This window comes from Dactylosporangium sp. NPDC049140 (assembly GCF_040648435.1).
The window spans coordinates 10319-35570 of the sequence record NZ_JBEZDS010000073.1 but is presented as its reverse complement, the minus strand read 5'-3'; the positions used below and the strand labels follow the sequence as shown (position 1 = coordinate 35570).

General features: G+C 71.6%; 22 protein-coding genes. 4 read left to right on the top strand and 18 right to left on the bottom strand.

Going from position 1 to position 25252, the window contains the following annotated elements; genetic code table 11:
• Positions 1–348 precede the first annotated feature (348 nt).
• From AB0B76_RS54330 to AB0B76_RS54260, 15 genes are all read right to left on the bottom strand, one after another.
• Positions 349–1062 carry an ABC transporter permease subunit gene (locus AB0B76_RS54330; RefSeq protein ID WP_360392830.1) on the bottom strand — a complete coding sequence of 238 codons (714 nt, stop codon included), beginning with the start codon at positions 1060–1062 and terminating at the stop codon, positions 349–351.
• Positions 1062–1973 (bottom strand): ABC transporter ATP-binding protein, encoded by a 912-nt coding sequence (locus tag AB0B76_RS54325; RefSeq protein ID WP_360392827.1) that lies wholly within the window; start codon positions 1971–1973, stop codon positions 1062–1064. The genes AB0B76_RS54330 and AB0B76_RS54325 overlap by 1 nt, the downstream gene beginning before the upstream one ends.
• Position 1974: 1 nt before the next feature.
• Positions 1975–2844, bottom strand: coding sequence for an ABC transporter permease (locus AB0B76_RS54320; RefSeq protein WP_360392824.1), 870 nt, complete (start codon positions 2842–2844; stop codon positions 1975–1977).
• Positions 2828–3781, bottom strand: coding sequence for an ABC transporter ATP-binding protein (locus AB0B76_RS54315; RefSeq protein ID WP_360392821.1), 954 nt, complete (start codon positions 3779–3781; stop codon positions 2828–2830). Before AB0B76_RS54315 ends, AB0B76_RS54320 begins: the two co-directional genes overlap by 17 nt.
• 542 nt (positions 3782–4323) lie before the next feature.
• Complete coding sequence (locus tag AB0B76_RS54310; RefSeq protein ID WP_360392818.1) at positions 4324–5688, bottom strand: nucleotide pyrophosphatase/phosphodiesterase family protein; 1365 nt, start codon at positions 5686–5688, stop codon at positions 4324–4326.
• A gap of 55 nt (positions 5689–5743) precedes the next feature.
• Entirely contained in the window at positions 5744–6892 is a 1149-nt protein-coding gene (gene eboE / locus AB0B76_RS54305; RefSeq protein ID WP_360392815.1) for a metabolite traffic protein EboE, read from the bottom strand.
• Complete coding sequence (locus AB0B76_RS54300; RefSeq protein ID WP_360392812.1) at positions 6892–7740, bottom strand: TatD family hydrolase; 849 nt, start codon at positions 7738–7740, stop codon at positions 6892–6894. Before AB0B76_RS54300 ends, eboE begins: the two co-directional genes overlap by 1 nt.
• A gap of 311 nt (positions 7741–8051) precedes the next feature.
• Positions 8052–8636 (bottom strand): EboA domain-containing protein, encoded by a 585-nt coding sequence (locus AB0B76_RS54295; RefSeq protein ID WP_360392809.1) that lies wholly within the window; start codon positions 8634–8636, stop codon positions 8052–8054.
• Positions 8637–8736: 100 nt separating this feature from the next.
• On the bottom strand, positions 8737–9801 hold the full coding sequence (locus tag AB0B76_RS54290) for a sugar phosphate isomerase/epimerase family protein (RefSeq protein WP_360392806.1): 1065 nt from the start codon (positions 9799–9801) through the stop codon (positions 8737–8739).
• Positions 9798–10628, bottom strand: coding sequence for an SCO3242 family prenyltransferase (locus AB0B76_RS54285; RefSeq protein ID WP_360392803.1), 831 nt, complete (start codon positions 10626–10628; stop codon positions 9798–9800). Before AB0B76_RS54285 ends, AB0B76_RS54290 begins: the two co-directional genes overlap by 4 nt.
• On the bottom strand, positions 10625–11758 hold the full coding sequence (locus AB0B76_RS54280) for an inositol-3-phosphate synthase (RefSeq protein WP_360392800.1): 1134 nt from the start codon (positions 11756–11758) through the stop codon (positions 10625–10627). The genes AB0B76_RS54285 and AB0B76_RS54280 overlap by 4 nt, the downstream gene beginning before the upstream one ends.
• A gap of 445 nt (positions 11759–12203) precedes the next feature.
• The gene (yidC, locus tag AB0B76_RS54275; RefSeq protein ID WP_360392797.1) at positions 12204–13067 is read right to left on the bottom strand and encodes a membrane protein insertase YidC; all 864 of its coding nucleotides are present in this window, start codon (positions 13065–13067) and stop codon (positions 12204–12206) included.
• Positions 13068–13661: 594 nt separating this feature from the next.
• Positions 13662–13904, bottom strand: coding sequence for a DUF6412 domain-containing protein (locus AB0B76_RS54270; RefSeq protein ID WP_360392839.1), 243 nt, complete (start codon positions 13902–13904; stop codon positions 13662–13664).
• Positions 13905–14443: 539 nt separating this feature from the next.
• Complete coding sequence (locus AB0B76_RS54265) at positions 14444–17206, bottom strand: LuxR C-terminal-related transcriptional regulator (RefSeq protein WP_360392794.1); 2763 nt, start codon at positions 17204–17206, stop codon at positions 14444–14446.
• 344 nt (positions 17207–17550) lie between these two features.
• Positions 17551–17679: a hypothetical protein gene (locus AB0B76_RS54260; protein WP_360392791.1), complete on the bottom strand. Its 129-nt coding sequence runs from the start codon at positions 17677–17679 to the stop codon at positions 17551–17553.
• A gap of 198 nt (positions 17680–17877) precedes the next feature.
• On the opposite strand from AB0B76_RS54260, the gene AB0B76_RS54255 reads away from it, so the two are divergent.
• From AB0B76_RS54255 to AB0B76_RS54245, 3 genes are all read left to right on the top strand, one after another.
• The gene (locus tag AB0B76_RS54255) at positions 17878–18642 is read left to right on the top strand and encodes a DUF72 domain-containing protein (RefSeq protein WP_360392836.1); all 765 of its coding nucleotides are present in this window, start codon (positions 17878–17880) and stop codon (positions 18640–18642) included.
• 513 nt (positions 18643–19155) lie between these two features.
• Positions 19156–19608 (top strand): MarR family transcriptional regulator, encoded by a 453-nt coding sequence (locus tag AB0B76_RS54250; RefSeq protein ID WP_360392788.1) that lies wholly within the window; start codon positions 19156–19158, stop codon positions 19606–19608.
• Between the two features lie 276 nt (positions 19609–19884).
• Positions 19885–21285 (top strand): serine/threonine-protein kinase, encoded by a 1401-nt coding sequence (locus tag AB0B76_RS54245; protein ID WP_360392786.1) that lies wholly within the window; start codon positions 19885–19887, stop codon positions 21283–21285.
• A gap of 3 nt (positions 21286–21288) precedes the next feature.
• Here AB0B76_RS54245 and AB0B76_RS54240 read toward each other — a convergent pair whose 3' ends face one another.
• The 3 genes from AB0B76_RS54240 to AB0B76_RS54230 all read right to left on the bottom strand — a co-directional run bounded on the left by AB0B76_RS54240 (position 21289) and on the right by AB0B76_RS54230 (position 24020).
• On the bottom strand, positions 21289–22089 hold the full coding sequence (locus tag AB0B76_RS54240; protein ID WP_360392833.1) for a sugar phosphate isomerase/epimerase family protein: 801 nt from the start codon (positions 22087–22089) through the stop codon (positions 21289–21291).
• Between the two features lie 81 nt (positions 22090–22170).
• Positions 22171–23322 carry a Gfo/Idh/MocA family oxidoreductase gene (locus AB0B76_RS54235; RefSeq protein ID WP_360392783.1) on the bottom strand — a complete coding sequence of 384 codons (1152 nt, stop codon included), beginning with the start codon at positions 23320–23322 and terminating at the stop codon, positions 22171–22173.
• Positions 23319–24020, bottom strand: a complete 702-nt coding sequence (locus AB0B76_RS54230) for a cupin domain-containing protein (protein ID WP_360392781.1) — start codon at positions 24018–24020, stop codon at positions 23319–23321. The genes AB0B76_RS54235 and AB0B76_RS54230 overlap by 4 nt, the downstream gene beginning before the upstream one ends.
• 81 nt (positions 24021–24101) lie before the next feature.
• On the opposite strand from AB0B76_RS54230, the gene AB0B76_RS54225 reads away from it, so the two are divergent.
• Positions 24102–25124 carry a LacI family DNA-binding transcriptional regulator gene (locus AB0B76_RS54225; RefSeq protein ID WP_360392778.1) on the top strand — a complete coding sequence of 341 codons (1023 nt, stop codon included), beginning with the start codon at positions 24102–24104 and terminating at the stop codon, positions 25122–25124.
• The last annotated feature ends 128 nt before the right edge of the window (positions 25125–25252 follow it).

The window sequence follows — 25252 nt, the reverse complement described above, 5'->3', positions numbered from 1 at the left end:
ATTCGTCGCGGCCCGCACCGCCGACGGTTGGCGAATTCGTTTCGTGCGGCATCAGGTGGGCCGTATTGATGAGGCGGCGGACGGGCCGGCGATGCCCGAGAGTGCGAGGCGCGAGGCCCGAGGCGCGGGCGCGAGGCCCGAGAGCGCGAGGCGCGAGGCGCGAGGCCCGAGGCCCGAGGCCCGAGAGCGCGAGGCGCGAGGCGCGAGGCGCGGGCGCGAGGCGCGAGGCCCGACGCGCGGGCGCGAGGCCCGAGAGTGCGAGGCCCGCGGGCGCGGGCGTGTGAGGCGTGCGGCGCAGGGCACGAGGCGCGCCCGCCGGTTGAGTCGGGGGCGCGCCTTGCGAGGAGATCAGCCCGTCTCGCCCGCCACCGCGAGCGTGCGCAGGCGCTGCACTGCGTAGGCCGTCGACGCGATCGTGAATACCGCGGCCATGACGCAGCTCAGCGGTACCGCCACATTGCCGTGCAGGAGGTCCGTCGGGGCCAGCCAGTCGACGATCGCCTGCACGTACTGCTGGATCGACAGCTTCTGGGTGCCCGTGAGGATGTTGCCCAGGACGCCCTCCCACAGGACCACGTACGCCAGGCCGACCAGCACCGGGCGCCGGGTGAGCACGCTCAGCAGCACGAACAGCGAGCAGTACGCCGCCGAGCCGATCACGCCGCCCACGAAGAGCGCGAAGGCCAGCGCCGGTTCGCCGGCGATCAGGCCCACCACGAACAGTGGTACCCCGGCGAAGAGGGCGGTGACGCCGGTCGCCACGGCTAGCTTGGTGAAGATGATCTCCGAGCGCGGGATCGGCTTGCTCAGGATGTGTGTGATGGTCCCGTCGTCGATCTCCGAGCCCAGCACTCCGGTGCCGATGATGAGGGCGATGACCGGCAGTACCGCGGAGAAGCCGAGCCCGCCGATGACCCCCTCGCCCCACTCCGCCGGGGCCGGGCCGAACGCCTTCACGACCAGCGTGAGCCCGATCAGCAGCAGCGGCAGCGGCACGAGCAGCCAGATCCGGCGCCGGCCGAGCAGGCCCCGCGCGGTGATCATCGCGACAGTGGCGTTCATCAGGCACCCACCAGGTAGGAGAAGACGCTTTCCAGGGACTCGTCGGCCGGGATGAGGCGGCGCACGCGGACGCCCTCCTTGAGCGCGACGCGCGGCAGGGCGCGGGTGAACGTGCCGTAGTCCGACGCGCGCACCTGCAGGCCGGTGGCGTCGATGTCGACGCCGGCCACCGAGTCCTGGGCCATGAGCGCGACCGCGAGGCGCCGGTCGTCGCTGGAGCGGATGGTGAACACGTGCGGGCGGTTGGTCATCAGCCGCCGGATGGTGCGGAACTCGCCGGAGGCGGCGAGGCGCCCGGCCACCATGACCTGCACGGTGCCGGAGACCTGCTCGACCTCCTCCAGGATGTGCGAGGAGAACAGCACCGTGCGGCCCTCGTCGCCCATCCGGTGCAGCAGGTCCATCATGTGGAAGCGCTGCCGCGGGTCCATGCCGTTGAAGGGCTCGTCGAGCAGCAGGACGCTCGGCTCGTGCACGAGCGCCGCGGCGACCCGGATGCGCTGGCGCATGCCCTTGCTGTACGTCTCGATCCGGCGGTCCTGGGCCGGCTCCATCTCCACGAGGGCAAGCGCCCGGCGGGCGGCCTCCTCCGGGTTGGTCAGGCGGAAGAGCTTGGCGCTGGCGAGTACGAACTCCTGCCCCGTCAGGAAGCCGTGCACGCTCTCGCGTTCGGAGACGAGGCCCAGCGTGCGGTACACATCGGGATTGCGCCAGGTCGGGGCGCCGTCCACGGTGAGGGTGCCCCGCGACGGGGCTAGGAACCCGGACATCATGTGCAGAAGGGTCGTCTTGCCGGCCCCGTTCGGGCCCAGCAGGCCGGTGACGCCCGGCCCGAGGGTCATTGTCACGTCGTTGACGGCGACCACGTTGCCGTACCACCGCGAGACGTGCTGCAGGTCGACGGTGCTCATGTCAGGCGGCCACCTTCCGGTAACGCAGCAGCAGGAGCCCGACGGAGCCGCCGAGCAGGATCAGGCCGCCGACGCCGTACGCGGGGCCGTAGCCGCCGATCGGCAGCCCCTCGTTCTGACCTTCGATGCCGAAGATCCACTGTTCCAGCGCGAGCATCAGGGTCATCGGGTTGGCCAGGAACGACAGCTTGGCCAGCGTGTCGTTGCCCAGGAAGTTCAGGATGCCGACGATCGGCGAGGTGATGAGGAAGACGCCGACGATGAACGCGGCGGCGAACGCGCGCCGGCCCGACAGCGAGGCGATCAGCAGCGACACGCTGGCCAGGATCAGGGCCCGGATGAGGGTGGCGCCCAGGCCCGGGGCCAGGTCGCCGAACTCGTGCCAGGCGCCGGAGAACCCGTCGGTGCGGGTGAAGACCGCCCCGATGTAGATCAGCAGCTGCGGTACGGCCAGCAGCGCCACCACCGCGGTGACGAGCGCGGCGTACTTGGCCAGCGCGTAGTCGGTGCGCGCCAACGGGCGGGAGAAGTACAGCGGCAACGTCCGGTCGCGCAGGTCCCGCGAAACGAGCTCGGGGGCCACGATGGCCAGGAACAGCATGACCGGGTAGCTCAGGCCGGCGGTGTAGTCGCGGTACGACATCAGGGTCTGTCCGCTGATCGAGCGGAACGCGATGACGACCACGGCCACGAGCAGCACGATGCCGATGATGAGCCAGGGGAAGATCTTGGCCTTGGCCCCGCGGCCGATACCGAACGCGGCGCGCACGCTGTGCTCGTAGAGGGAGCGGTTGGCGTACCACCGGCCGAGCCGCGGTCCCGTGTACCGCTGATAGCCGATGTCGTGGATGACACTAGTCTGCGGCGCCACGGCCGGCCTCCTGTGCGCTCAGCGCGGGTGCGGTGACGGTGTGCGTCTGGAACAGCTCGGCCACGCGGTGGCGGCGCTGGTCGAGCCGGTGCAGCGGCAGGTCCAGCTCGGCGACGGCCACGAGGATGCGGTCGTACACTTCCTCGCTGTCCAGCGGCACGGTGAGCGCGGTACCGTCGCGGCCGGCCGGGATGCCCAGCTCCGCCAGGCGGGCCGTGAGCTGGTCGACCCCCTCGGAGACCTCGACGGTGAGCACGTCGCGGCTCGTCGTCATGTCCTCGACCGTCGCCGAGCGCAGGAGCCGCCCGCCGTCGATGGCGATGATCGAGTCGCAGATGCGCTCGACCTCGCCCAGCAGGTGCGAGCACACGACGATGGAGATGCCGAACTCGGTGCCGATGCGGTGCACCAGCTCGAGCATGGCGTCGCGGCCGGCCGGGTCGAGGCCGTTGGTCGGCTCGTCCAGCAGCAGCAGGTCGGGGTCGTGCGCGAGGGCCTGGGCCAGCTTGACCCGCTGCTTCATGCCGGTCGAGTAGCCGCCGATCTGGCGGTACCGCTCCTCGTAGAGCCCCACGTGGCGCAGCGCCTCGGAGGCCCGTTCGCGGGCGGCGGTGGCTGGCAGGCCGCTCATGCGCGCCAGGTGGGTCACGAACTCCGCCGCCGAGACCTCGCTCGGCAGGCAGTCGTGTTCCGGCATGTACCCGACCCGGCCGCGAACCTCCGCGGCCTGTTTGGTCGGGTCCAGCCCAAGGACCCGCAGATCGCCATCGGAAGGCGCCAGCAGGCCCAGCATGATCTTGATGAAGGTGGACTTCCCGGCGCCGTTGGCCCCGACGAGGCCGATGATCCCCGGCTGCACCGCCAGGGTCAGGTCCGACAGGGCGGTGACGCCACCCCCGTAGCGCTTCGTCAGCGCACGCGTCTCGATGAGTGTCACGTCGCCGAGACTACGGACCGTGCACCCCCGGGACTATCCGGAACGCACCTGAAAGCCGTTCCTTAGGGGTTCTACCTGTGATTCCTCTCAGGTTCGGCCGGTCCTCAGGTCAGGGTCGACCCCGCCGGGTGAAGGTCCGTGGAATCGTTCCAGGTTGACGAAGCGCTGGTACGCATGCGCCGCAGCCTGGAATGGCCGGCCTGGTCAGCCGCCTGGCCGCGTTGCTGTGGATCGCGGCCGGCCTCACCGTGTTCCCGCCGGTGCCAGGGATGTCGACGGTACCCGGGGTAGGCGCGGCGGTCGCCGAGGCGCGCGCGCACGAGGCGGCGGCCCGGTTGCGCGGGGACGGTGTCGGTCGACGCGAACATCGCAAGGGCGACGGCGTACGACGGCGACCTGGACGCGCTGATGCGCGTGGCTTGACGCGGAGATGTACCGCGTCAAGTCCGCCCACCACCTCCTGCGATCACCGGTGGCGGCAGGTCCCTGACCGGCGACGGCGCACACCCGGGCCCGCGGCCCGCACTGCCGGCGGGCTCGCATCAGGTCCGCGCACCGTCTCCGGCGATCACCCGTAGCAGCAGGTCCTTGACCTCGGTCGCGTGCACACGGGCCGGGGCGACCGCCGAGTCGTCGCACAGCCACACGGGGCCGTCCGCCGGATCCGCAGGCAGCAGCCCGTGCGAACCCCGCACCGCGCGGGCGCCGGCGTCGAGGCCGATCGCGCTCATGCGGTACCGCATCCCGAGCTTTTTCCGAATCAGCGCGAGCCCCGCCCGGGCCTTCGCCGCGCCCGGGCCGGCCGGGTCGAAGAACAGCTCCGCGGGGTCGTAGCCGGGCTTGCGGTGGATCTCGACGAGCTGAGCGAAGTCGGGCGCCCGCGCGTCGTCGAGCCAGTAGTAGTACGTGAACCAGGCGTCACGCTCGGCGAGCAGGACGAGCTCGCCTGCGCGCTCGTGTCCGAGTCCGTCGCGAATCTCGCCGACGCCGGGCAGGGTTGCGCACACCTTGCGCACTTCGTGCACGTCCTGCGCGTTGCGCACATAAACGTGCGCGATCTGATGGTCGGCGACGGCGAACGCGCGCGACGTCCACGGGTCGAGGTACTCCATCCCGTCCTGGGTGTGCACGTTCAGCCAGCCCTCGGCGCGCAGATGCCGGTTGATGTCCACCGGCCGGTGCACGTCTGTGATGCCGTACTCGGAAAGCGCCACAATCGCGCGTCCACTGGTGCGCGCGGCGTCCAACAACGGACCGATGACGGTGTCGAGCTCGGCGGCGGCCCGCGCTGCCCGCGGGTCGGACGGGCCGTAGCGCTGCAGGTCGTAGTCGAGATGCGGGAGGTACACCAGGGTCAGGTCGGGGTTCTTGACCTTCATGACCTGCTCGGCGGCACGCGCGATCCACGCCGAGGACGGCAGCCCCGCGTTCGGGCCCCAGTACGTGAACAGCGGAAACGGGCCGACACTGACGGTGAGCTCGTCGTGCAGCTCCGGCGGGTAGGTGTAACAGTCGGGCTCCTTGCGCCCGTCGGCGTAGTAGATCGGCCGCGGGGTGACGGTCCAGTTCACGTCGGCGCCCATCGCGTACCACCAGCAGACATTCGCGACAGTAAATGCCGGATTGGCGCGTCGGGCGGCGTCCCACAGCTTCTCGCCGCCGACGAGCGCGTTGTGCTGGCGCCAGAGGAGCACCTCGCCGAGGTCACGGAAGTACCAGCCGTTGCCGACGATCCCGTGCCCGGACACCGGCTCGCCGGTCAGGAACGTCGACTGTACCGAGCAGGTGACAGCGGGTAGCACCGGCTCGAGCGGCACGGCGGCGCCGAGCCGCGACAGATTCGGCATGTGCGGCAACAGCCGCGGCGTCAGCCCGACAACGTCGAGCACGAGCGTCGGGCGGCTCATGCGACCTCCCCCGCCTCGCCGCGATACGCAACCACTCCACTGCTTTCCGTCACGTTCATGGCTTCAGTCCCAGGTCGTGCAGCGTGTCCCGGGTCCAGGCGAGCTCGGCCGCCATGCCGTGGGCCAGTTCGCGCGGGCCCGCGGGGCGTTGCTCGACGGGCAGGACGCTCCAGGTGTACGTCTCAACCTCCAAGTGGTCACAGGCAGCGATCGGGCCGCCGACCAAGGCCCCCAACCCGGCGCGCAGCACCGGAATGGTCGAGCGCAGCGGCGGCTCCGGCTCGGCGTGCAGTGGCACGTGGTAGTGCACCCGCCACGGCTGCCCGCCGGCCTCGCCGTCGGCCAGGGCCTCGTCGAGGTCGTCGAACGCGCGGCAGGCGCCGGCCGTTCGGGTCTGGTGCAGGAAGCGCGGCTCGGCGTACCGGGCCACGACCTCGCGGGCGCCGCCGGGGTCGGCGACCTCCAGCGCGGCCGAGACCTGCACCTTCACCACCGGCAGCCCCGCCCGCGCCAGCCGCTGCACCGCCGCGACCGGGTCCTCCCACGCGCACGCGAGGTGGGCGAGGTCGACGCAGACGCCGAGCCAGCGCCGGTCGACCCGGGCCAGGTGCACGGTGGCCTGCAATGTGTTCTCGATGATGCAACCGGGCTCCGGCTCGAACGCCACGCGCACGACACGCCCGGTGAGGACCTCCAGCCCGGCCAATCCCTGCGCGAGTGCGTCCAACGCGCGCAGGACACGCCCGGCGTGCGGCCCGTCCCACGGCTCGCGCCAGCCCAGCGGGAGCGTGGAGATGGAGCCGCGGACGGCGTCATCGGGCAGCAGGTCGACGAGAATCCGAGCCAGATCGAGGGTGTACCGCAAACGCGCGGGATCGGCCCAGTCCGGGGAGTACACGGCGCGCTTGACGACCGGGGCGTGGAACTCGCGGTACGGAAAGCCGTTGAGCGTCACCACCTCCAGGCCGCGCGCATCGAGCTCGCTGCGCAGCCGGCGGCGGGCGTCCGGGTCCGCGGCGAGCTCGGCGGCCACGGCGGCCCCGAGCCACAGGCCGAGCCCGAGCACGTCGGTGCCGAGCCGCTCGCGCATGGGCGTCGCGTACGTCTCGAGCTGCTGCAGGATTCCGGCGAGGTCCTCGGCCGGATGGACGTTGGTGCCGTACGCCAGGTGCACGGTCTGCCCATCGGGGTGCTGCAGCCGCATCACTCGCCCCCGCGCCGGATCGAGTTGCCGTTCCACGCTTCCGGGGCGTCCACAGTGGACAGGTCAAGGCGCTTGGACTGCCCGTAGAATTCGACCGGATTCCGCCACAGCACCTTGTCCACTTCGTCATCGGTGAAGCCGGCCGCGAGCATCGCGTCACCGGTGCGGCGGGTCAGCAGCGGGTCCGAGCGCCCCCAGTCGGCGGCGGAGTTGACGAGCATGCGTTCAAGGCCGTACTCGCGCAGAATGTGCACCATCCGCTCAGCGGTCATCTTCGTCTCCGGATAGATGGAGAAGCCCATCCAGCAGCCGGACTCGGCGACCGCGGCGACGGTGACCTCGTTGAGGTGGTCGACGGCGACGCGGCCCGGCTCGAGGCCGGACTCGCGCACGACGGCGAGTGTACGTGCAGTACCGCGGGCCTTGTCCCGGTGCGGCGTGTGCACGAGCGCCGGCAGTTCGTGCTCGATTGCGAGCGCCAGCTGCACGGCGAACACCTCGTCCTCGGCCGGGGTCATCGAGTCGTAACCGACCTCGCCGACCGCGACGACGCCGTCCTTCTCCAGGTAGCGCGGGAGGACGCCGAGCACCTCGCGGCAGCGGGGATCGTTGGCCTCCTTGGGGTTGAGCGCGATCGTGGCGTGGTGTCGGATGCCGAACTGGCTCGCACGGTACGGCTCCCAGCCGACGAGCGAGTCGAAGTAGTCGGTGAACGAACCGACACCGGTGCGCGGCTGACCGAGCCAGAACGCGGGCTCGACGAGCGCCCGGACACCGGCGGCCGCCATGCGCTCGTAGTCGTCAGTGGTCCGTGACGTCATGTGGATGTGGGGGTCGAAAATGCGCATCACAGTCCCCTTGCCTCGATCAGCACCCGGACTCCGGCCGCGGCCGAGCCCGCGCAATCGCTCGTCGCCATGTGCATGCGTGGTTCGAAAATGCGCATCACAGTCCTCCGGCCGCGATCAGCACCCGGACACCGGCCGCGACCACGCCCTCACAGCCGCCCACCGCTCGCGACGTCATGCGCATGCGAGATTCGAAAACGCGCATCACAGTCCACCTGCCGCGATCAGCACCCGGACACCGGCCGCGACCACGCCCTCACAGCCGCCCACCGCTCGCGACGTCATGTGCATGCGGCGGACGAAGACGCGCATCACAGTCCCCTTGCCTGGATCCGCTGGATCAGTGCCCGTGCGTCGGCGGGCATCGTGCGCCCGGCGGCGCGGCGCTCCTCGGCGAGTCCGGCGAGCATGATCGCCAGCTCGGCGTCGGCGCGCTCATCGAGGTCGGCGACGGCGGCCAGCGGAACCTGCATGAAGACGGCCTTCAGTACTCCCTGGCGCCAAGCGGCCACGCTGAGGTGCCTCGCGGCCGGCCCGAGCGCGGCGGCGACCAGTCGGGCGTCGTTGGTGCGCAAAGCGTCCTCGAGAATCTGCGCGGTTTCGGCCAGATCGAGCAGCGGCAGCGCGCGCAAGACTGCGCGTTTCTCCGCCGCGTCGCCGTGCCGGTACAGCTGCGGGATTTCGCTCGTGTCTTTCATGCTGGTCAGCAGCAGGACCCGGGCCGCGTCGTCCACGCTCCAGCCCGGGGGTTCCTGGAGCATCCACCGTCCGCACCGCCGGCCGACGGCCGGAAACAGCCGCGCGATAGCGGCGGGCTGACGACCCACGGTCTCCAGCGCGGTGTCCAGCCAAACTGTGTCGGTGAGCTCGGCGCGCAACGCAGTCGCGAGATTCATACGATCACCGCCGGCAACAACACCCGCGCGACCGCACCCGGCTGACGGCCCCCGGTCTCCGCGGTGCCGGTCTGGCCGACCCGCACCCTCATGGCGACGTTCATGCGGCCACCGCCTTCAGGAATTCAAGGGACGCCCGCGCGACCGCCGGAGCGGCGTGGCTGTGGCGGGGCAGCTCGACGCAGACCAGTCCGCCGTAGCCGATGTCGCTCAAGGCGCGCAGTACCGGCGGGAAGTCAACCTCGCCCTGCCCGAACTCGAGGTGCTCGTGCACACCGCGCCGCATGTCGTCGATCTGCACGTTTACGAGCGAACCCGCCGCCTTACGAACACATTCATCCGCCGGCACCGACTCCAGACACTGACAGTGACCGATGTCGAGGGTGAGTCCGAAGTGGACGGGCGCACCGAGGTCGGCCCGCAGACGCTCCCAGTCGTCGATGGTCTCGACGAGCATGCCGGGCTCGGGCTCGAAGCCGAGCATCATCTCCACGCCCTCGGCCGCGGCGAGCACCTCGGCACACCCCGTAACGAGCCGGCGCCAGGCCTCGTCGCGCTCCAACCCGCGCGGCGTAGCGCCGACCTCGGCGCGCGGCGACCTTCCGCCCTCTGCGCGCGGCGACCGTCTGGCCTCTTCGCGCTGCGAACGTCCGACCTCCTCACGCAGCGTCACACCGACCCTTTCACGCTGCGATCCCCCGGCCTCCGCGTGCGATGATCCCCTAATCTCCGTGCGCGGCGATCCCCCGGCCTCCGCGCCCGGCGATCCCCCGACGTCGGCGCCCGGCCGCACGCCGGCTTCCTCGCGCGGCGGTACGCCGGCCCAGAAGCTGACCGCCTCGGCCCCGAGATCCGCACCGATACGCACGGCGCGGCGCAGAAACTCCAGGCGCGGCCCGGGTTCGTCGTCCAGCAGCGTCGGCGCGTGCTTGTGCCACGGGTCGAGCAGGTACCGCGCGCCCGTCTCGATCACCACCCCGAGGCCGAGTTCCTGCAGGCGGCGACCGACCTCGCGCACATGCCGCGACAGGTTCGCGTCGAACGGGTCGAGGTGATGGTGATCGAGTGTGAGCGCAACACCCTCGTAGCCGAGGCCCGCGATCACGGCGAGCGCGTCGTCGAGCCGATGGTTGCTGAAACCGTTGGTGCCGTACCCGAATCTCATGTCGCCGCCACCTTCCTGACCAGCCTGCGGGCCAACTCGCTCAGTGCTGCGACGGTCACGCCGAGTACGGGTGCGCCGGCCCTGGCCGTGAGCGCACCCTGCAGCGCTGGGAGGTTCACGATCCCGGCCCCGACCGCCCGCCGGATGTGCTCGGCGTCCGGGTTGCGCACGGCGTCGAGCTGCGGCCGGCCGTACCGCAGCGCGTACCAGCCGGCAAGCGCCCCCGCCGCCGGTGTCCCACCCGCGGCCGCCGCGATTAGGGCCGTCCCGGCAAGCGTCCGGCTCGGCAACCGGGGTGAGGCCCCGTCCACTTCAAACTGCGAAAGAACGGTGACGGTGTACGTGTGCGCAAACACGGTCGCCGCCGGCCAAACGGCCATACTCGGACGCTCATTCGCTCCAAGCAGCACATTGAGCGCACGGCAGGCGGCCATGAGCCCCGGCTTCTTCGGCCCCAGGTCGTACGCCCACACCGCCCCGGCCAGCGGCACCGCCACCTTCAACGCCCGCCGCCCACCGGTGAACCCGGCCGCGAACACAGCGGCGACGGTCAGCCCGGCGGCAAGCCCGAGCGCGGTGTTCGGCGCGACACGGCCGGACGGGATAGGCCGTTCGGGCCGCTCCTTGGCGTCGATTTCGCGATCGGCCCAGTCGTTGGCGGCCATGCCCGCCCAGTACAGCAACACGCTCGCCCCGGCCAGCCCCGCCGTTCGCGCACCGAGTCGGTTGGCGGCAGCCGCCCCCGCGATGACATCTCCAGGCACCGACAGCGCCGCCGGCGCCCGGACAAGTTCGACCAGATCCTTGAGTCTCGTTCGTGGCTTCATCTCAGGCCTTCGGCAAACTTCGCGAGCGTCTCGAACTGGGCGGCCAGCCCGTGGTCGGTGTCGCCGAGCGGGTCCTTGAAGAAGAACGCAAGGTCGGCGAGCGGCCCGATGTGTCCGTTCTTGTGCGCGGCCGCGGTGAGTCGTGCAAGGTCGAGCACGAGGGGCGCCGCGAGTGCGGAGTCGCAGCCGTGCCAGGTGAACTCCATGCGCATCCCGGTACCGAGGAACCCCTCGAACGTGACGAGGTCCCAGGCGGTCTTGAAGTCACCGAGCCCCGGGACGTACTCGATGCGTGTCGTCCCGTCCGGCACATATCCGAGCGTCTCGCCGAGCACGCGCTGCTTGCTCGCCGACTTCGCGGCGTTGGCGGCCGGCTCGGCCAGCGTGGCCCCGTCGCCGCCGCCGAGCAGGTTGATGCCGGACCAGGACGTGGCGTGCAGCCGGCGCATCGCGAACATCGGCGCGAGCACGGACTTGAGCAGCGTCTCCCCCGTCTTGCCGTCGTGGCCGGCGTAGGGCGTCCGTTCTTGCACGGCCAGTTCGTGCAGGGCGGGTAACCGCGCACCGGTCGACGGCGTGAAGTCCACATATGCGCACCCCGCACTGAACGCCGAGAACGCCGCCAGCGAGCTGCCCGGCAGTACCGGTTCGCTCATCGCCATGGCGCTTTGCAGTCGTTCGAGATCGGTGTGCGCAGGATGCGCAGGCGCGGCCGGCTCGGTGGACGCCACGTTGACGACGACGACCCGTTCCAGCGCGTGCTTGTCCCGGAACGCCTCGAGGTCGTGCCGCATCGCCGAGGCCGTCGCGCGCTGGGTGGCGGCGTGTGGCACCGGACGTACGTCATCGTCCACAGCGGACAGTTCACTGTGGAGGGCAGCGACGAGCCGGGCGGGTACGACCCCCGCCGCGGCGAGCGCCTCGGCCCGCTTGACCAGGTTGGTATGGACGACGTCATGACCGCCGAACACGAGGTCCCCGAACCCCGGCAGCGCCGTGGTCCGGAGCCGCGGGTGCTCGGTGACACAACCGATCGGCTCGGCTAGGCCGGCCCGCAGCGCGGCGGCCCCGACAATGCTGGTGACGGCGACAGAGCCGCGCGCGCCAACCAGCCACAAACCCGTACGCACGGGCTCCTCCTAGCGGTGAGGAACGTGACGACAGGGATCCATGGATGGGGCGACATCGCCGAATGTCGCTGGATTAGCAGCCTAGATCGATCGAGGTCTTTCCGCCAGTACCAACCGAACTTTTGTCAAAATCAAAAGAACTTCCGCATGTGTACCCCCAAAGTTGCGCCCTGCCGCCGCCAGACCGCAGCGGTGTCCAGTCCATACCGCTGCGCCCTGCCGCCGCCAGACCGCAGCGGTATGGACTGGACACCGGCCGCCGCGATCCCGTAACCGTTCGCAGCGGTCGTCGCGATCCTCAACGTTCACGCTGGTCGGCTGGGGTGTCGCTGACCCTGTCGTCGCGGCCGCCGCGATCCGGCAACCGTTCGTTTCCGCACGGCCACCGCAGACCGCCTGCGACCCACTCACGTCCGTGGACCGCAGGCGTCCGCATCACGATCGCTCATCGACCGCGACCGCTCCGCCCTCCGGAGCTCCGCCCTGTCCGTCGGCCGCCGCCTACGGACCGCGCCCGCTGCGACCTCGGGACCGCCGCCCCTTCACGACCGCCACCACTCACGGACGGCGCCAGTTTCAGCCCCTGGTTCGCCGTCCCTTCCTGACGACCACCGCTGACGGACTGTGGCCGTTTCGGTCCCCGGGCCAGAGCTCCTTCCGGGCTGCCACCGTCCACCGGCAGCGGCCGCTCCGGGGTCTCCGGGCGGAACACTCTCTTGCAGATCCACCGCTCCGCCGCAGTCCACAGCCCCGTCGTAACCAGATAGATCCCGGCGGCCACGGGCACGAACGGCGCGAAGGCGACAGTGCCGAACGTCAACACGCGCACGAACACGGCCGATCCGGACGGAAGCTGCTGCAGGTTCCAGAGCGCGATCGCGGCCAGAACGGACACAATCAGCCAGCCGGCGAGCAGTCCCGGATTGCCGATGAGTCGCTGGGTGAGGTCGGCGCCGAACAGTGAGTAGCCGTGCATGTCGCCGTTGGTGAACTCGCGGTAGAGCAGCCACACGAACGGGGCCTGCATGAGCATCGGCAGCAGTCCCGCGAACGGCCCGGATCCGGCCTCACGCATCAGTGCGGTGGTCTTTTCCGCGAGCACGACTGGTTCGTGCCCGTGTTGCTGCTTGATCTGCGCGAGTTGCGGCGCGAGTCCGGCTCTGACGCGTTCTGCGCGATACGCGCGCAGGCTGAGCGGCAACAGACCGGCGCGCAGGATGAGCGTTGCGACAACGATCGCCAGGGGAACGGACCCGAACAGTCCGGCCAGCGCGAGCAAACCATGATGTACCACGATGCAGCCCTTCAAATTTCACGAAGCCTGATGGCGTTTTGGGCGGCCGCCACTCACACCTGGACGTGACTCGACGTCCGGTTGTGGCGACCAGATGGATGTAGCGAGCACAAACGGACGCACCGCAGTGCCCGACGGCGACAGCGACAGCGACCGCCGCGAAATCGATGACGACAGCGACGGCGACGAACGCGGAAACGACGACGACCACGACGACGGCAACCACGACGGCGGCAACCGCGTCGATGACGACGACCACGACCGCAACGACGACGGCGAGCGCGACGCAACCACGACCACGGCGACGGCGAGCCGCGACGGCGACGGCGAGCGCGACGCAACCACGACCACGGCGACGGCGAGCCGCGACGACGACGGCGACCGCAACGACGACGGCGACCGCAACGACGACGGCGAGCACGACGCGACCACGGCGACGGCGACGGCGACGGCGACGGCGACGAACGCGTACGTGACGACGGCGGTGACCGCGCCGGTAACTACGACGAATCAGCCGGCTGTTGTCGTGTGTTCGGTCCGCGGCGCGCGCGGGAGCTTGACCGCGCGACGTATGTCAGGCGGTTGGGCTCTCGCGTGCGGGAGAAGGAGTCAGGCTCCAGGTGCCCGGGGGCGGGGGCGGCCGGCCGCGTCGGGGTCTGCCGAGCGAATGGACTGGCCCAGTGCGGTGCGGGCGCGGGCCGGCAGGGCCAGCGTGCGGGCAGGGGGCGTTGGGGCTCCGGTCACGAGCCGGGCCGCCAGCACGACCGCCAGGGCGGCCAGCACGGCCGTCGCCACGGCGACGACATCGCCCGGTGTGCCGAAGAAGGCCCACGCGGTGATCAGGGTGGTCATCGACCACGACATGCCACCGATGGTAGGTACGCCCGGGCAATGAGCGCATCCGCCCGCGGGAGTATCTCCGCCGTTGAGGACATGGTCGCTCAGGCCGCGGCTGTGACGATCATCCGCTACCGAGAAAGGTGCTTGAGCCCGTCGGCGCCGCGGTGCCAGCAGCCACGCGAAGCGGGACTGCGGCGAGGTGCGGACCACAACACGGGCGCGAACCCCGACTCGATGCGAGCAGCCCCGCGAAGTGGACCCCGACGAGGTGCCGGACCACAACACGGGCGCGAACCGCCGGCGCGGCGCCAACCCCAATGCGGGCGCGAAGCCCCGGCGAGGCGCGAAGCCCTGAAGGGGCGCGAAGCGCTACGCAGGCGCGAAGCGCTACGCAGGCGCGAAGCGCTACGCAGGCGCGAAGCGCTACGCAGGCGTGAAGCGCTACGCAGGCGTGAAGCGCTACGCAGGCGTGAAGCGCTACGCAGGCGCGAATCCCCCGGCGAGCCGAGCGGAGGAGAGACGCAGTGGTGCGGCAAAGAGAAAGGGCTGGGCTACTTGGCCGGCGTGCGCGACTTCACCCACGCCGCGATCTGGGTCCGCGACTCCAGGTTCAGCTTGCTCAAGATGTTCGACACGTGGACGGCGGCCGTGCGCGGTGAGATGTACAGGCGCCGGGCCAGTTCGGCGTTCGTCAGGCCCTCGGCCAGCAGGACGGCCACCTCGCGTTCACGCGGGGTCAGGGACTGGTCGCCCGCCGCCGTCGGGGCCGTCATGCCCAGGCGGCCGCGCAAGCCGGTCAGCTCGGCCACGCGCCAGCCCGCCCACCGGGCCAGGTGTGGCTCGGCCGCGCGGACCGCGGTGCGGGCGGCCTCCAGGTCGCCCAGGGCGAGCAGGCAGCGGGCGACGCCCAGGTGGCCCGTGCCGCGGTGGGGCGGCAGGAGCAGGGTCGGCTCGGCCACGGCGGCGCGGTAGAGGCGCAGGGCGTCCTTCGTGTCGCCCGCGGCCTCGGCGATCTGGGCGTCGGCGAGCCAGCGGTACGCGTCGTCGAAGAGCGGGTCGTCGATCGCGGCCGCGATGGGGCGCAGTTCGTCGGCGGCGAGGCCGGTGGCCAGGCCCGCGGAGATGAGGTCGTGGGCGAAGTCGCGGCCGGTGACGCCGGTGACGCGGACCGCGTCGAGGACGGTGCGCAGCAGCTCGCGGGCCTGCTCGGTGCGGCCGAGGCGGCAGGCCAGGTGGAACTGCAGGCCGGGGACCGAGGTCTGGGTGAGCATCGTGTAGGCGTCCGTCGACTGCTCGATCAGGCCGCGGATGACGATGTCGGCCTTGTCGAGCTCGCCCGCCTCGAGCAGCAGGCCGGCGAAGAGCACGCCGTGGTAGTCGCTGCCGTTGCGGGTGCGCAGCAGGCCCCGGTCGCGGCGGCGGGCCGCCTCGAGCTCGGCCAGCGCGGCGCCGAGGTTGCCGGCCTGCACGGCCAGGCGGGCGCGGCCCTGGAAGTACGCGGCCACGGCCAGCGACTCGAAGCCGGCGCGCTCGGCGAAGGTGCGCATGCGCTCCAGCGCCGCGGCCCAGTCGGCCGGGCCGCCGGGCAGCAGGTTGTAGAGGTTGTTCAGCGAGCGGGCGGCCAGCAGCCACTCGCCGGCCTCCTCGGCCTCCTGCGCGGCCTCGTTGAGCAGCTTGACGCCCTCGTCGACGCCGGCCGCGACGTTGACCAGGGCCGAGCCCTTCTCGACCTTGCCGGCGAGCCAGACGGCGGGCAGGCCGAGCTCCTCGCCCAGGGCGATCGCCATGTCGGCCCAGGCCACGGCCCGTTCGGTGTCGTCGTGGAGCATGTATGCCTGGGCGATCGCGGCGTACGCGTGGGCCTTGGCCGGTCCGTCGTCCAGGTGCGCGATCTCGCGCCGCAGCTCAGCCGCACGCTGCTGCATGCTGCCGCTGCTGCCGACCTCCCAGCTGAGCCGGACCAGCAGCCGCAGCGCGTCGGCCCGCTCCTCGCCGGTGGTGGCGGCGCCGAGCCAGCGCTGGCCGAGCTCGTGCGCGTCGTCGAGCAGGCCGGCCAGCCACGCGGCGCGGGCGCCGCAGGAGAGCAGCTCGACGTCGTCGGGCAGCTCGTCGAGGCCCATCTCGGCGAGCTGGAGCGCCTGGTACGGCGAGCCCATCGCGAGATACACCACCAGGCCCCGCCGCGCCGCCTCCACCATGTCGAGGTAGCGCCCGGCGCCGCGGGCGTGGTGGGCGACGAGCGCGTAGTCCTTGCTGCCGGTGGACAGCAGCGTCTCGAGCGCGAGCTCGTGCAGGCGGCGCCGCTGGCGGGCGAGCATCTCGTCGACGAGGGCCTCGCGGGTCAGGGCGTGGCGGAAGCTGAACTCGTCATCGCCGGTCTCGACCATGAGGCCGCGGCGCACCAGGTCGCGCAGGCCCTCGATGAGCTCGTTCTCGTCGAAGCCGGTGACGGCGGCGAGCAGGTCGAACGGGACCTTGCGGCCGAGCACCGCGGCCGCCTCGACGATGCGCTTCTCGGCGGCGTCGAGGTCGTCGACCTGGCGGCGCAGGGCCTCGGCGATGTTCCAGGGCAGCGGCCGGTCGCACAGGGTGTCGAGGTCGGCCTCGCCGTTGGCCTTGAGCAGCTCCTCGAGGAAGAACGGGTTGCCGCCGGTGCGGTTGTGCAGCGACAGGGCGGTGCGGTAGGCGGGCGGCCGGCCGGTCGCGGACTTCAGGAACATCGACGTGTCGGCGAGGCTGAGGCGCTCGAGCCGCACGTTTGTCACGGTGTACCGCCGCTCGAGCCGCGTCAGCAGGTCGGCGAGCGGGTGCCGGCGGGTGACCTCGTCCGGCCGGTACGTCCCGACGAGGAGCCGCTCCCCCGGCAGCTCGGCGATGCGCTCGAACAGCGCGACGCTCTCCGAGTCGGCCCAGTGCAGGTCCTCGAAGACCACGATCGACGGGCCGGGCGTGGTCAGCAGCCGCACGATCTCGAGCCCGGCCTGGATGCGGTCGATCATCGTGCGGGACGCGTCGGTGACGACCCGCAGCAGCTCCGGGTCGAGCAGCTCGGAGCGGTTACAGCTGTCGATCGCGTCGAGCAGCAGCTCGAAGGGGCGGCTGAGGGTGCCGGGATCGGCCTGGCCGTCGAGGACCGGAGCGCTCTCGGGCAGGCCCGCGATCAGCTCCTGGACCAGGCGGCTCTTGCCGATGCCCGGCTCCCCGCCGAGCATGGCGATGGAGGGCTCGGCCCCGTCGACGAGCCGGCGCAACCGGCGCAGCTCGTCGTCGCGGCCGACCATCACCTGGCTCATTCCGCTACGGCTGGCCCGCACGCCACCAGCCTACCGGCGGGCGGGCGATGCTCCGGCTGTGACGGACGCGACCTGCGCCACCACCCGCGCCGCCCGCCCCGCTCCTCCGTGCGGCGGTGTGCCTCGAGCCCGAGCAGGCCGTGCTGGCGGTGCTGGAGCTGGCTGTACAGAAAAACGGGGTGCATCATGGGGACTCCTCAGAACGACCGATGGTTCAATGCTGTCGAAGTAAGGGCCGTCTGCCATCCGCATCTGTTACGTATCTTCGGCGGTGGCCGGCCCTAGTCATCAGATCCGGCCCTGAACACAGAGCAGCCCCGGCCGGGGCCGGGGCTGCTCTCCCCCGCGGTTCGGTCGCGGGTAGTTCAGGCGAGGTGCTCGCGCTGGTTTCGCCGGCGCAGCCGTACGCGGCTTGTCCAGCTCTTGTGGTCGTCCAGCATGTCCTGGCGACGCTGGCGGGAGATCTCGCTGAGCAGGCTCTCGTGGACGTTCATGGTGTCGTTCCCCTCTCAACCTTGTGACTCAATCTTGTCCGAGTAAGGCCCGCATTCCATCTGTCACGCTTACGTAATCGCGGCGCCGGGACATACGTAGCCGGCCGCCGCCGCCGTCTACGTATGCCGCGGCCGACCTAGTCATCCAGCATCGCCGCAGGTTACGGACGTCCCGGACGGGGAACGGGTCCATACGTGATGCGTATCGGGACCTCCGGCTGGCAGTACAAGGACTGGCGCGACCGCTTCTACCCCCGGGAGCTGCCGCACCGTCTGTGGCTGGAGCACTACGCGGCGGCGTTCGGCACCGTCGAGGTGAACAACGCCTTCTACCGGCTGCCCGAGCGCAAGACGTTCGCGGACTGGCGCACGCGTACCCCGGCCGGCTTCGTCGTCACCGTGAAGGCGAGCCGGTTCCTCACGCACGTCAAGCGCCTCAAGGAGCCGGAGGAGCCGGTCGGGCGCCTGCTGGACCGCGCGGCCGGGCTGGGCCGCAAGCTCGGACCGGTACTGCTGCAGCTGCCTCCGACCCTCCCGGCCGACCCGGAGGCGCTCGATCGCACGTTGCGGGCGTTCCCGCGCGGCGTCCGCGTCGCCGTCGAGCCCCGGCACGACTCGTGGTGGAACGGCGACGTCCGGGAGGTACTGACGCGCCATGACGCGGCCCTGTCCTGGTCGGACCGCAAGGGCCGCCCGCAGGCACCGCTGTGGCGCACCGCCGGCTGGGGCTATCTGCGCCTGCACGAGGGCCGCGCGGCGCCCTGGCCGCGTTACGGCCGCTCCGCCCTCGATTCGTGGACGGCCCGGCTGGCCGGGGCATTCACGGACCAGGACATTTATGTGTACTTCAACAACGACCCTGGCTGCGCGGCCGTCGCCGACGCCGTGGCCTTCGCGCGGCTGGCCGAGCGCCGGGGGTTCGCCGTCGGCCGGGCGCCGCAGCGGGTGCCCCGCTGGTCGTAGGCTGCGGCCGTGACCAAGTTCTGTTGCCTCGCGGTCGTGCTCGTCGCCTTCCTCGCGGTGCTCGTCTGGCAGCGCCGCCGCCTGATGGACCGCGACCGCGACGACCGCGGCTGAGCCCGGCCGATCTCCGAGCCGACCCGGAAGCCGATTACGGAGCGCAACCGGGCACCGGCAGAAATACCGGCAGAAGCCCGGCGAAGTCCACCGCGGCACCGCCGACGGATGTATCAGACGGGCGGTACCCCGACTCTCCTCCTGTGGAACAGGTGATCCTAGAAACTTTCAATTCATCAAATATCCGGCAGAACCGCCGGACAAACGCGGTGAATGCCCAGAAGGCAGGCACCGGAGGGTCGCCATGAAATTGCGCACAGTGATGACGGGGCAACGGAACCCGCACGTTCCCGATATTCTGTGTGTTCGATGTGGGGACCGGAGGGGGGCCGCCCATATGGGCAAGCACGGGGTCGCGTCGGCACGGGCACGTTTGCGCGGGACACGGTGACCACAGCGGTGGGCAGGGAAGGCGGCGCGTTCACGGGCGCGACCCAGGCCGTCCTGCACCTGCACCGGGCCGCCAACGCCGTCCGGCAGCACGTGGAGCAGGAGGTCCTGCGCCCCCGCCAGCTGACCTGGACCGGTTTCGTGGTGCTGCGCACCGTCTGGGTCGCCCGCCGCATCGAGACCCGGCACGTCGCCGAGCAGGCCGGGATCTCCAAGGCGACGCTCACCGGCGTCGTCGACACGCTGTCCGGGCGCGGCCTCATGAAACGGTCCAACCACCCCGACGACGGCCGGCTGGTGCTGCTCCAGCTGACCCGCAAGGGGCATCGCCTGATCCGGGAGCTGCTCCCGGAGGCCGAGAAGGCCGAGTCGTACGCGCTGTCGTACCTCGACCCCGGCGAGCTCGCCCTCATCACCACCGCGCTGCGTGGACTGGTCGATCACCTGGAGCGATCGCGGTAGTCCGGCAATTGCCCGCGGATGCCCCCGAAGCGGGGATATGCGTCATTGCCGCGCGTTCCGCTCGTTGGGCAGAGACCGGAACAGTGCGGTAACAGGTGTGACGTCCGGCGCGGAGGATCCGGCGCTCCTGGACTACTGTTCGAGGCGGCGCCGCGAACCCCAGAGGTGTCCGAACGGGCACACGTGATGCATACAGCGCGGTCTTTTCAACGCCCCGTGAAGAGACCAGACTGCTGGTGAAACCCTGATCTCCCCCAAGACCCTGGAAGGACCCCGATGACCGAGGCAGGCAAGCACGACGACGCCGGCGAGTCCGGCCCGCCGGACCTGCCGCTGCGCTCGGCCGCGCCCGCCCGTCGCGCCACCGTCGGCGACCTGACCGCGAACGACCCGGTCCGCATCGACGACTACCGGCTGATCGGCCAGCTCGGCGTCGGCGGCATGGGCACGGTCTACCTGGCGCAGTCGCCGGAGGGCACCCGGGTCGCGGTGAAGCTGGTCCACCAGCACCTGGCCCGCGACCCCCGCTTCCGGGTGCGCTTCGCCGGCGAGGTGCGCGCCGCCCAGCGCGTGCCCGGCTTCTGCACCGCGCGCGTGCTCGACTCGGGCGTGTTCGAGGAGCGGCCGTACCTGGTCACCGAGTACCTCGAGGGCATACCGCTGTCCCGCCTCGTCGCCGACGACGGCCCGCTCGACCCGGCCATGCTGCACAGCGTGGCGCTCGGGGTCGCGGCCTCCCTCGCGGCGATCCACAACGTCGGCCTCGTGCACCGCGACCTCAAGCCGAGCAACCTCATGGTCACCCTCGGCGGGGTCCGGATCATCGACTTCGGCATCGCCCGGGCGCTGGATGCGGCGAGCGACATCACCGGTACCGGCAACATCGTCGGCAGCCTCGGATGGGCCTCCCCCGAGCAGCTGCGCGCCGAGCAGCCCACCGCGGCGATGGACATCTTCGGCTGGGGCTGCCTCGTCGCGTTCGCCGCGACCGGCCGGCACCCCTACGGCGGCGAGGAGGCGGCCGCCCGCGCCTGGAAGATCCTGGAGGGCGAGCCCGACCTCAGCGGCGTGCCCGACCCGGTGCGCGACCTCGTCGCCGCGGCCCTGAGCCGCGACCCGCTGGACCGCCCGGACGCGCGGCAGCTGCTGCTCGGCCTGGCCATCGACGACCTCGAGGCGGCCACCGTCCCCGTCCAGCGCCGCTGGCTGCGGGGCCCGGCCCAGATGTCGCGGCGCCGGGTCACGTCGATGGCGATCGCGCTGCCGATGGCGCTCGCGCTCGTCTTCGCCGCGGCCGAGACGACCTCCGACCTCATCGGCGGCACCCCGAGCACCGACACGCACCACGGCACGACCGGCGGCGACTCGGTGACCACCAACCTGTCGCCGCAGCCGGCCCCGGCCGCGACCGGGGGCCTCGGGAACCGGCCCAACACCGGCTCCAACCAGACGATGATCGGCAACCCCACCAACACGGCGCAGCCGGCGGCCCCGACGCAGACGGTCGACGGGCACGTGGTGACGCCGACGCAGACGACGCCGGCGGTCACCACCCCGACGCCCACGCCGACGACGCCGACCCCCGACCCGACCACCCCGACGCCCACGCCGACCACGGCGGGCCCGACGACGGACAGCCCGCCGGGCGGCGAGAACCAGGTGCCGCTCGCGCCCTGAGGCTCAGAGCACGTCGAGGTAGCCCCGGATGGCTTCGTCGAGCACGTCGCCGCCGGGGCGTGACCAGACGTCCTCGTGGAAGACCTCGACCTCGATCGGGCCGTCGTACCCGGCCGCGTCCACGGCCTCGCGGAAGCGGCGCAGCTCCACGCAGCCGGTGCCGGGCAGGCCCCGTCCGAGCAGCACCCCTTCCGGCAGCGGGGTGATCCAGTCCGCGAGCTGGAAGCACGCGATGCGCCCCGCGGCCCCGGCCCGCGCCAGCTGCGCCCAGACCTGGTCGTCCCACCACAGGTGGTACGTGTCGACGGCGACCCCGACGGCGTCGGCCGGGAACGGCTCCGCGATGTCGAGCGCGTTACCGAGCGTAGCGATCACGCAGCGGTCCGAGGCGAACATCGGGTGCAACGGCTCGATCGCCAACTGGACACCGGCCGCCTGCGCGTGCGGTACCAACGCCGCAATTGCGTCGCCGACCTGCTTGCGCGCGCCGTCGATGTCGCGGCTGCCCGCGGGCAGGCCGCCGCTGACGAGCACGAGCACCGGCGCGCCGAGTGTCACCGCCTCGTCGATCGCGCGCAGGTTGTCCTCGCGCCACCCGTCGGCGGTGAAGAAGCCGCCGCGGCACAGCGTGGTCACGGCCAGGCCGGCGGAGCGCACGAGGGCCGCGGTGCGCTCGAGGCCGTAGTCCGCGACCTGGTCGCGCCACAGCCCGATGCCGGGCACGCCGGCGGCGACGCAGCCGGCGACGGTGTCCTCCATGGGCCAGCGCTTGGTTGTCGCCTGGTTCAGCGAGAACCTGGACAGGTCCCCCACAATGCCTCCATAAGTTGTCAGATACGGATGTACCCGCCACCGGCCGGCGGCGGGTACATCCGGGGACCGCTGTTACAGGTCGAGCGACGGGATCTCCAGGCGCCGGCCGGTGCGGGCCGACTCCAGGCCAAGCTCCGCCAGCTGCACGCCCCGCGCGCCCGCGGCGAAGTCCCACGGGAAGGCGGCGTCGTCGACGACGTGGCGCAGGAACTGCTCCCACTGGACCTTGAACCCGTTGTCGAACGGCTCGTTGTCCGGCACCTGCTGCCACTGGTCGCGGAACCGCTCCGTCGCCGGCAGGTCCGGGTTCCACACCGGCTTCGGCGTCGAGCCGCGGTGCTGGATGTGGCACTCGCGCAGGCCGGCGACCGCGCTGCCGTGGGTGCCGTCGACCTGGAACTCGACGAGCTCGTCGCGGTACACGCGCACGGCCCACGACGAGTTGATCTGCGCGACGATGCCGCCCTCGAGCTCGAAGGTGCCGTACGCCGCGTCGTCCGCGGTCGCCTCGTACACGGCGCCGGCCTCGTCGACGCGGGACGGCACGTGGGTCGCGATGGTCGCCTGCACCGAGCGGACCGGGGCGAAAATACGCTCCAGGACGTACTGCCAATGCGGGAACATGTCCACGACGATCCCGCCACCGTCGGCCGACCGGTAGTTCCACGACGGACGCTGCGCCGTCTGCCAGTCGCCCTCGAAGACCCAGTAGCCGAACTCGCCACGGACGGACAGGATGCGGCCGAAGAAGCCGCCCTCCACGAGCCGGGCCAGCTTGCGCAGCCCGGGCAGGAACAGCTTGTCCTGTACCACGCCGTGCTTGACCCCGGCCGCACGCGCGGCGCGGTACAGGTCGACGGCGGCCGCGGTGTCGTCGGCGAGGGGCTTCTCGGTGTAGATGTGCTTGCCGGCCTCGATCGCGGCGCGGATGGCCTTCTCGCGCTGCTGGGTCACCTGGGCGTCGAAGTAGATCTGGACGTCGTCGCGGTGCAGGGCGGCGTCGAGGTCGGTGGTCCACTCGGTGAGGCCGTGCCGCTCGGCGATCTCCTGCAGCTTGGCCGCGTTGCGCCCGACGAGGATCGGCTCCGGCCAGATCCGCCGGCCGTCGCCGGAGGGCAGGCCGCCCTCCTCCCGGATGGCCAGCAGCGACCGGACGAGATGCTGGCGGTACCCCATGCGGCCGGTCACGCCGTTGAGGACGATGCCGATCGGAACGCGGTTCACTGGTCTCCTTCAGGGATGTAGGTCGAGAGCAGCCCGCACATGCCGTGCTTGCCGGACTCGGTGGGCTGCGGCAGCACCTCGATGCCGCCGCCGGCCAGGTGGGTCAGGTCCGACTTCTCGAGGGCGTCGAGCTGCCGGCCGGTTTCGAGCGCCACCTCCAGCGCGCCGGTCTCCCAGCGCTGCCGCCAGTCGCCGAGGCGCGGGGCGACGAGCGCGGCGGCCGCGCGGCAGAACTCGGTGAACGCCCCGGGGCCGGCGGCGCGCATGGCCAGGAAGCCCGTCACGGCGAGGTCGCGGCGGCGGTACGCCGGGGCCAGGTCGGCCCCGGCGGGCAGGGTGGCCGCAGCGCGGTACGCGTCCGGGTCGCCGAGCGTGTCCACCGGGAACGTCAGCACCGCGTCGCCCGCCTCGGGCAGGCCGCTGTTCTGCATGAGCACCACCAGCTGCAGCCCGTCGTCGTTGACGAGCCGGTGGATGGTGCCCGGCCGGAACCAGGCGACGGTTCCGGCTTGCAGCGGGGTCTCGCGGTACCCCTCCCCGGACAGCGTCTGCACCCGGCCCTCGCCGGCGATCACGACGTACCCTTCGGAGCATGTGAGATGCATGTGCGGCGTGCCCCCGTGCAGACCATCGGGTGCGGTGGTGTCATACACCGACAGCCGCGACACGCCGATCGCGCCCGGCAAATGGGACGTCATGGCAAAACCCCCGGATTCAGGAAACCGCTTTCCTGAGGCTAACCGGTACGCTGAGCGCGGGTCAATGGAAGGAGTCTCACGATGGCGACGCTCGCCGACGTAGCCCGCCGCGCGGGTGTGTCACCGGCAACCGCTTCCCGCATCATCAGCGGCAGCACCAAGCTGGTCACCGACGAGCTGCGCGCCCGGGTGCTGCGCGCCGTCGACGAGTTGCAGTACGTGCCGAACGCGCACGCCCAGCTGCTCGCCCGCGCCCAGCGCACGGCCGTCGGCGTGATCGTGCACGACGTCTCCGACCCGTACTTCGCCGAGATCACCCGCGGCCTGCAGCAGGTGGCGACCGCGCACGGCCGGCTGAGCATCATCTGCAACAGCTACCGCGACCCGGCCCGCGAGCTCGAGTACGTCGAGCTGCTGCGCGCCCAGCAGGTGGCGGCGATCGTCCTGGCCGGCTCCGGGTACCACGACGCCGTGTTCACCAAGGCGCTGAAGGCGAAGCTCGCCGCGTACACGCGCACCGGCGGGCGGGTGAGCGTCATCGGCCGCCACGAGCTGCCCGGCGACGCGGTGATGCCGGCGAACGAGGAGGGCGGCTACCTGGCCGGCTGCGAGCTGTACGGCAGTGGGCACCGCCGGGTCGGCGTCATCGCGGGCCCGAAGGTGCTCACCACGACCACGGACCGCCTGGCCGGCCTGCGCCGCGCGGCCCGCGAGCAGGGCCGGACGCTGCCGGCGCGGCGGGTGGCGTACGCCGGCTTCGACCGCGACGGCGGCGCCGAGGCGGTCGCGGCCCTGCTCGACGCCAACCCGGACCTGACCGCGATCGTGGCCCTCAACGACCAGATGGCGGTCGGCGCCCTGAGCACCCTGCGCGCGCGGGGCGTCGCGGTGCCGGAGCAGATCTCGCTGGTCGGCTTCGACGACATGCCGATCGCCCGCGACGTGACCCCGGCCCTGACGACCGTGCGCCTGCCCCTGGCCGAGATGGGCGCGCGCGCGATGTCGATGGCGCTGGACGACGCCCACGACACCGACGCGCCGCGGATCGAGCCGGCCCCGGCCACACTCGTGCGCCGCGCGAGCACTCAGGCGTTGGTGTCCTGAGACGCGAGCCCGGCCCTGACGACCGCGCGCCCGCCCCGGCCACACTCGTGCGCCGCGCGAGCACTCAGGCGTTGGTGTCCTGAGACGCGAGCCCGGCCCTGACGACCGCGCGCCCGCCCCGGCCACAC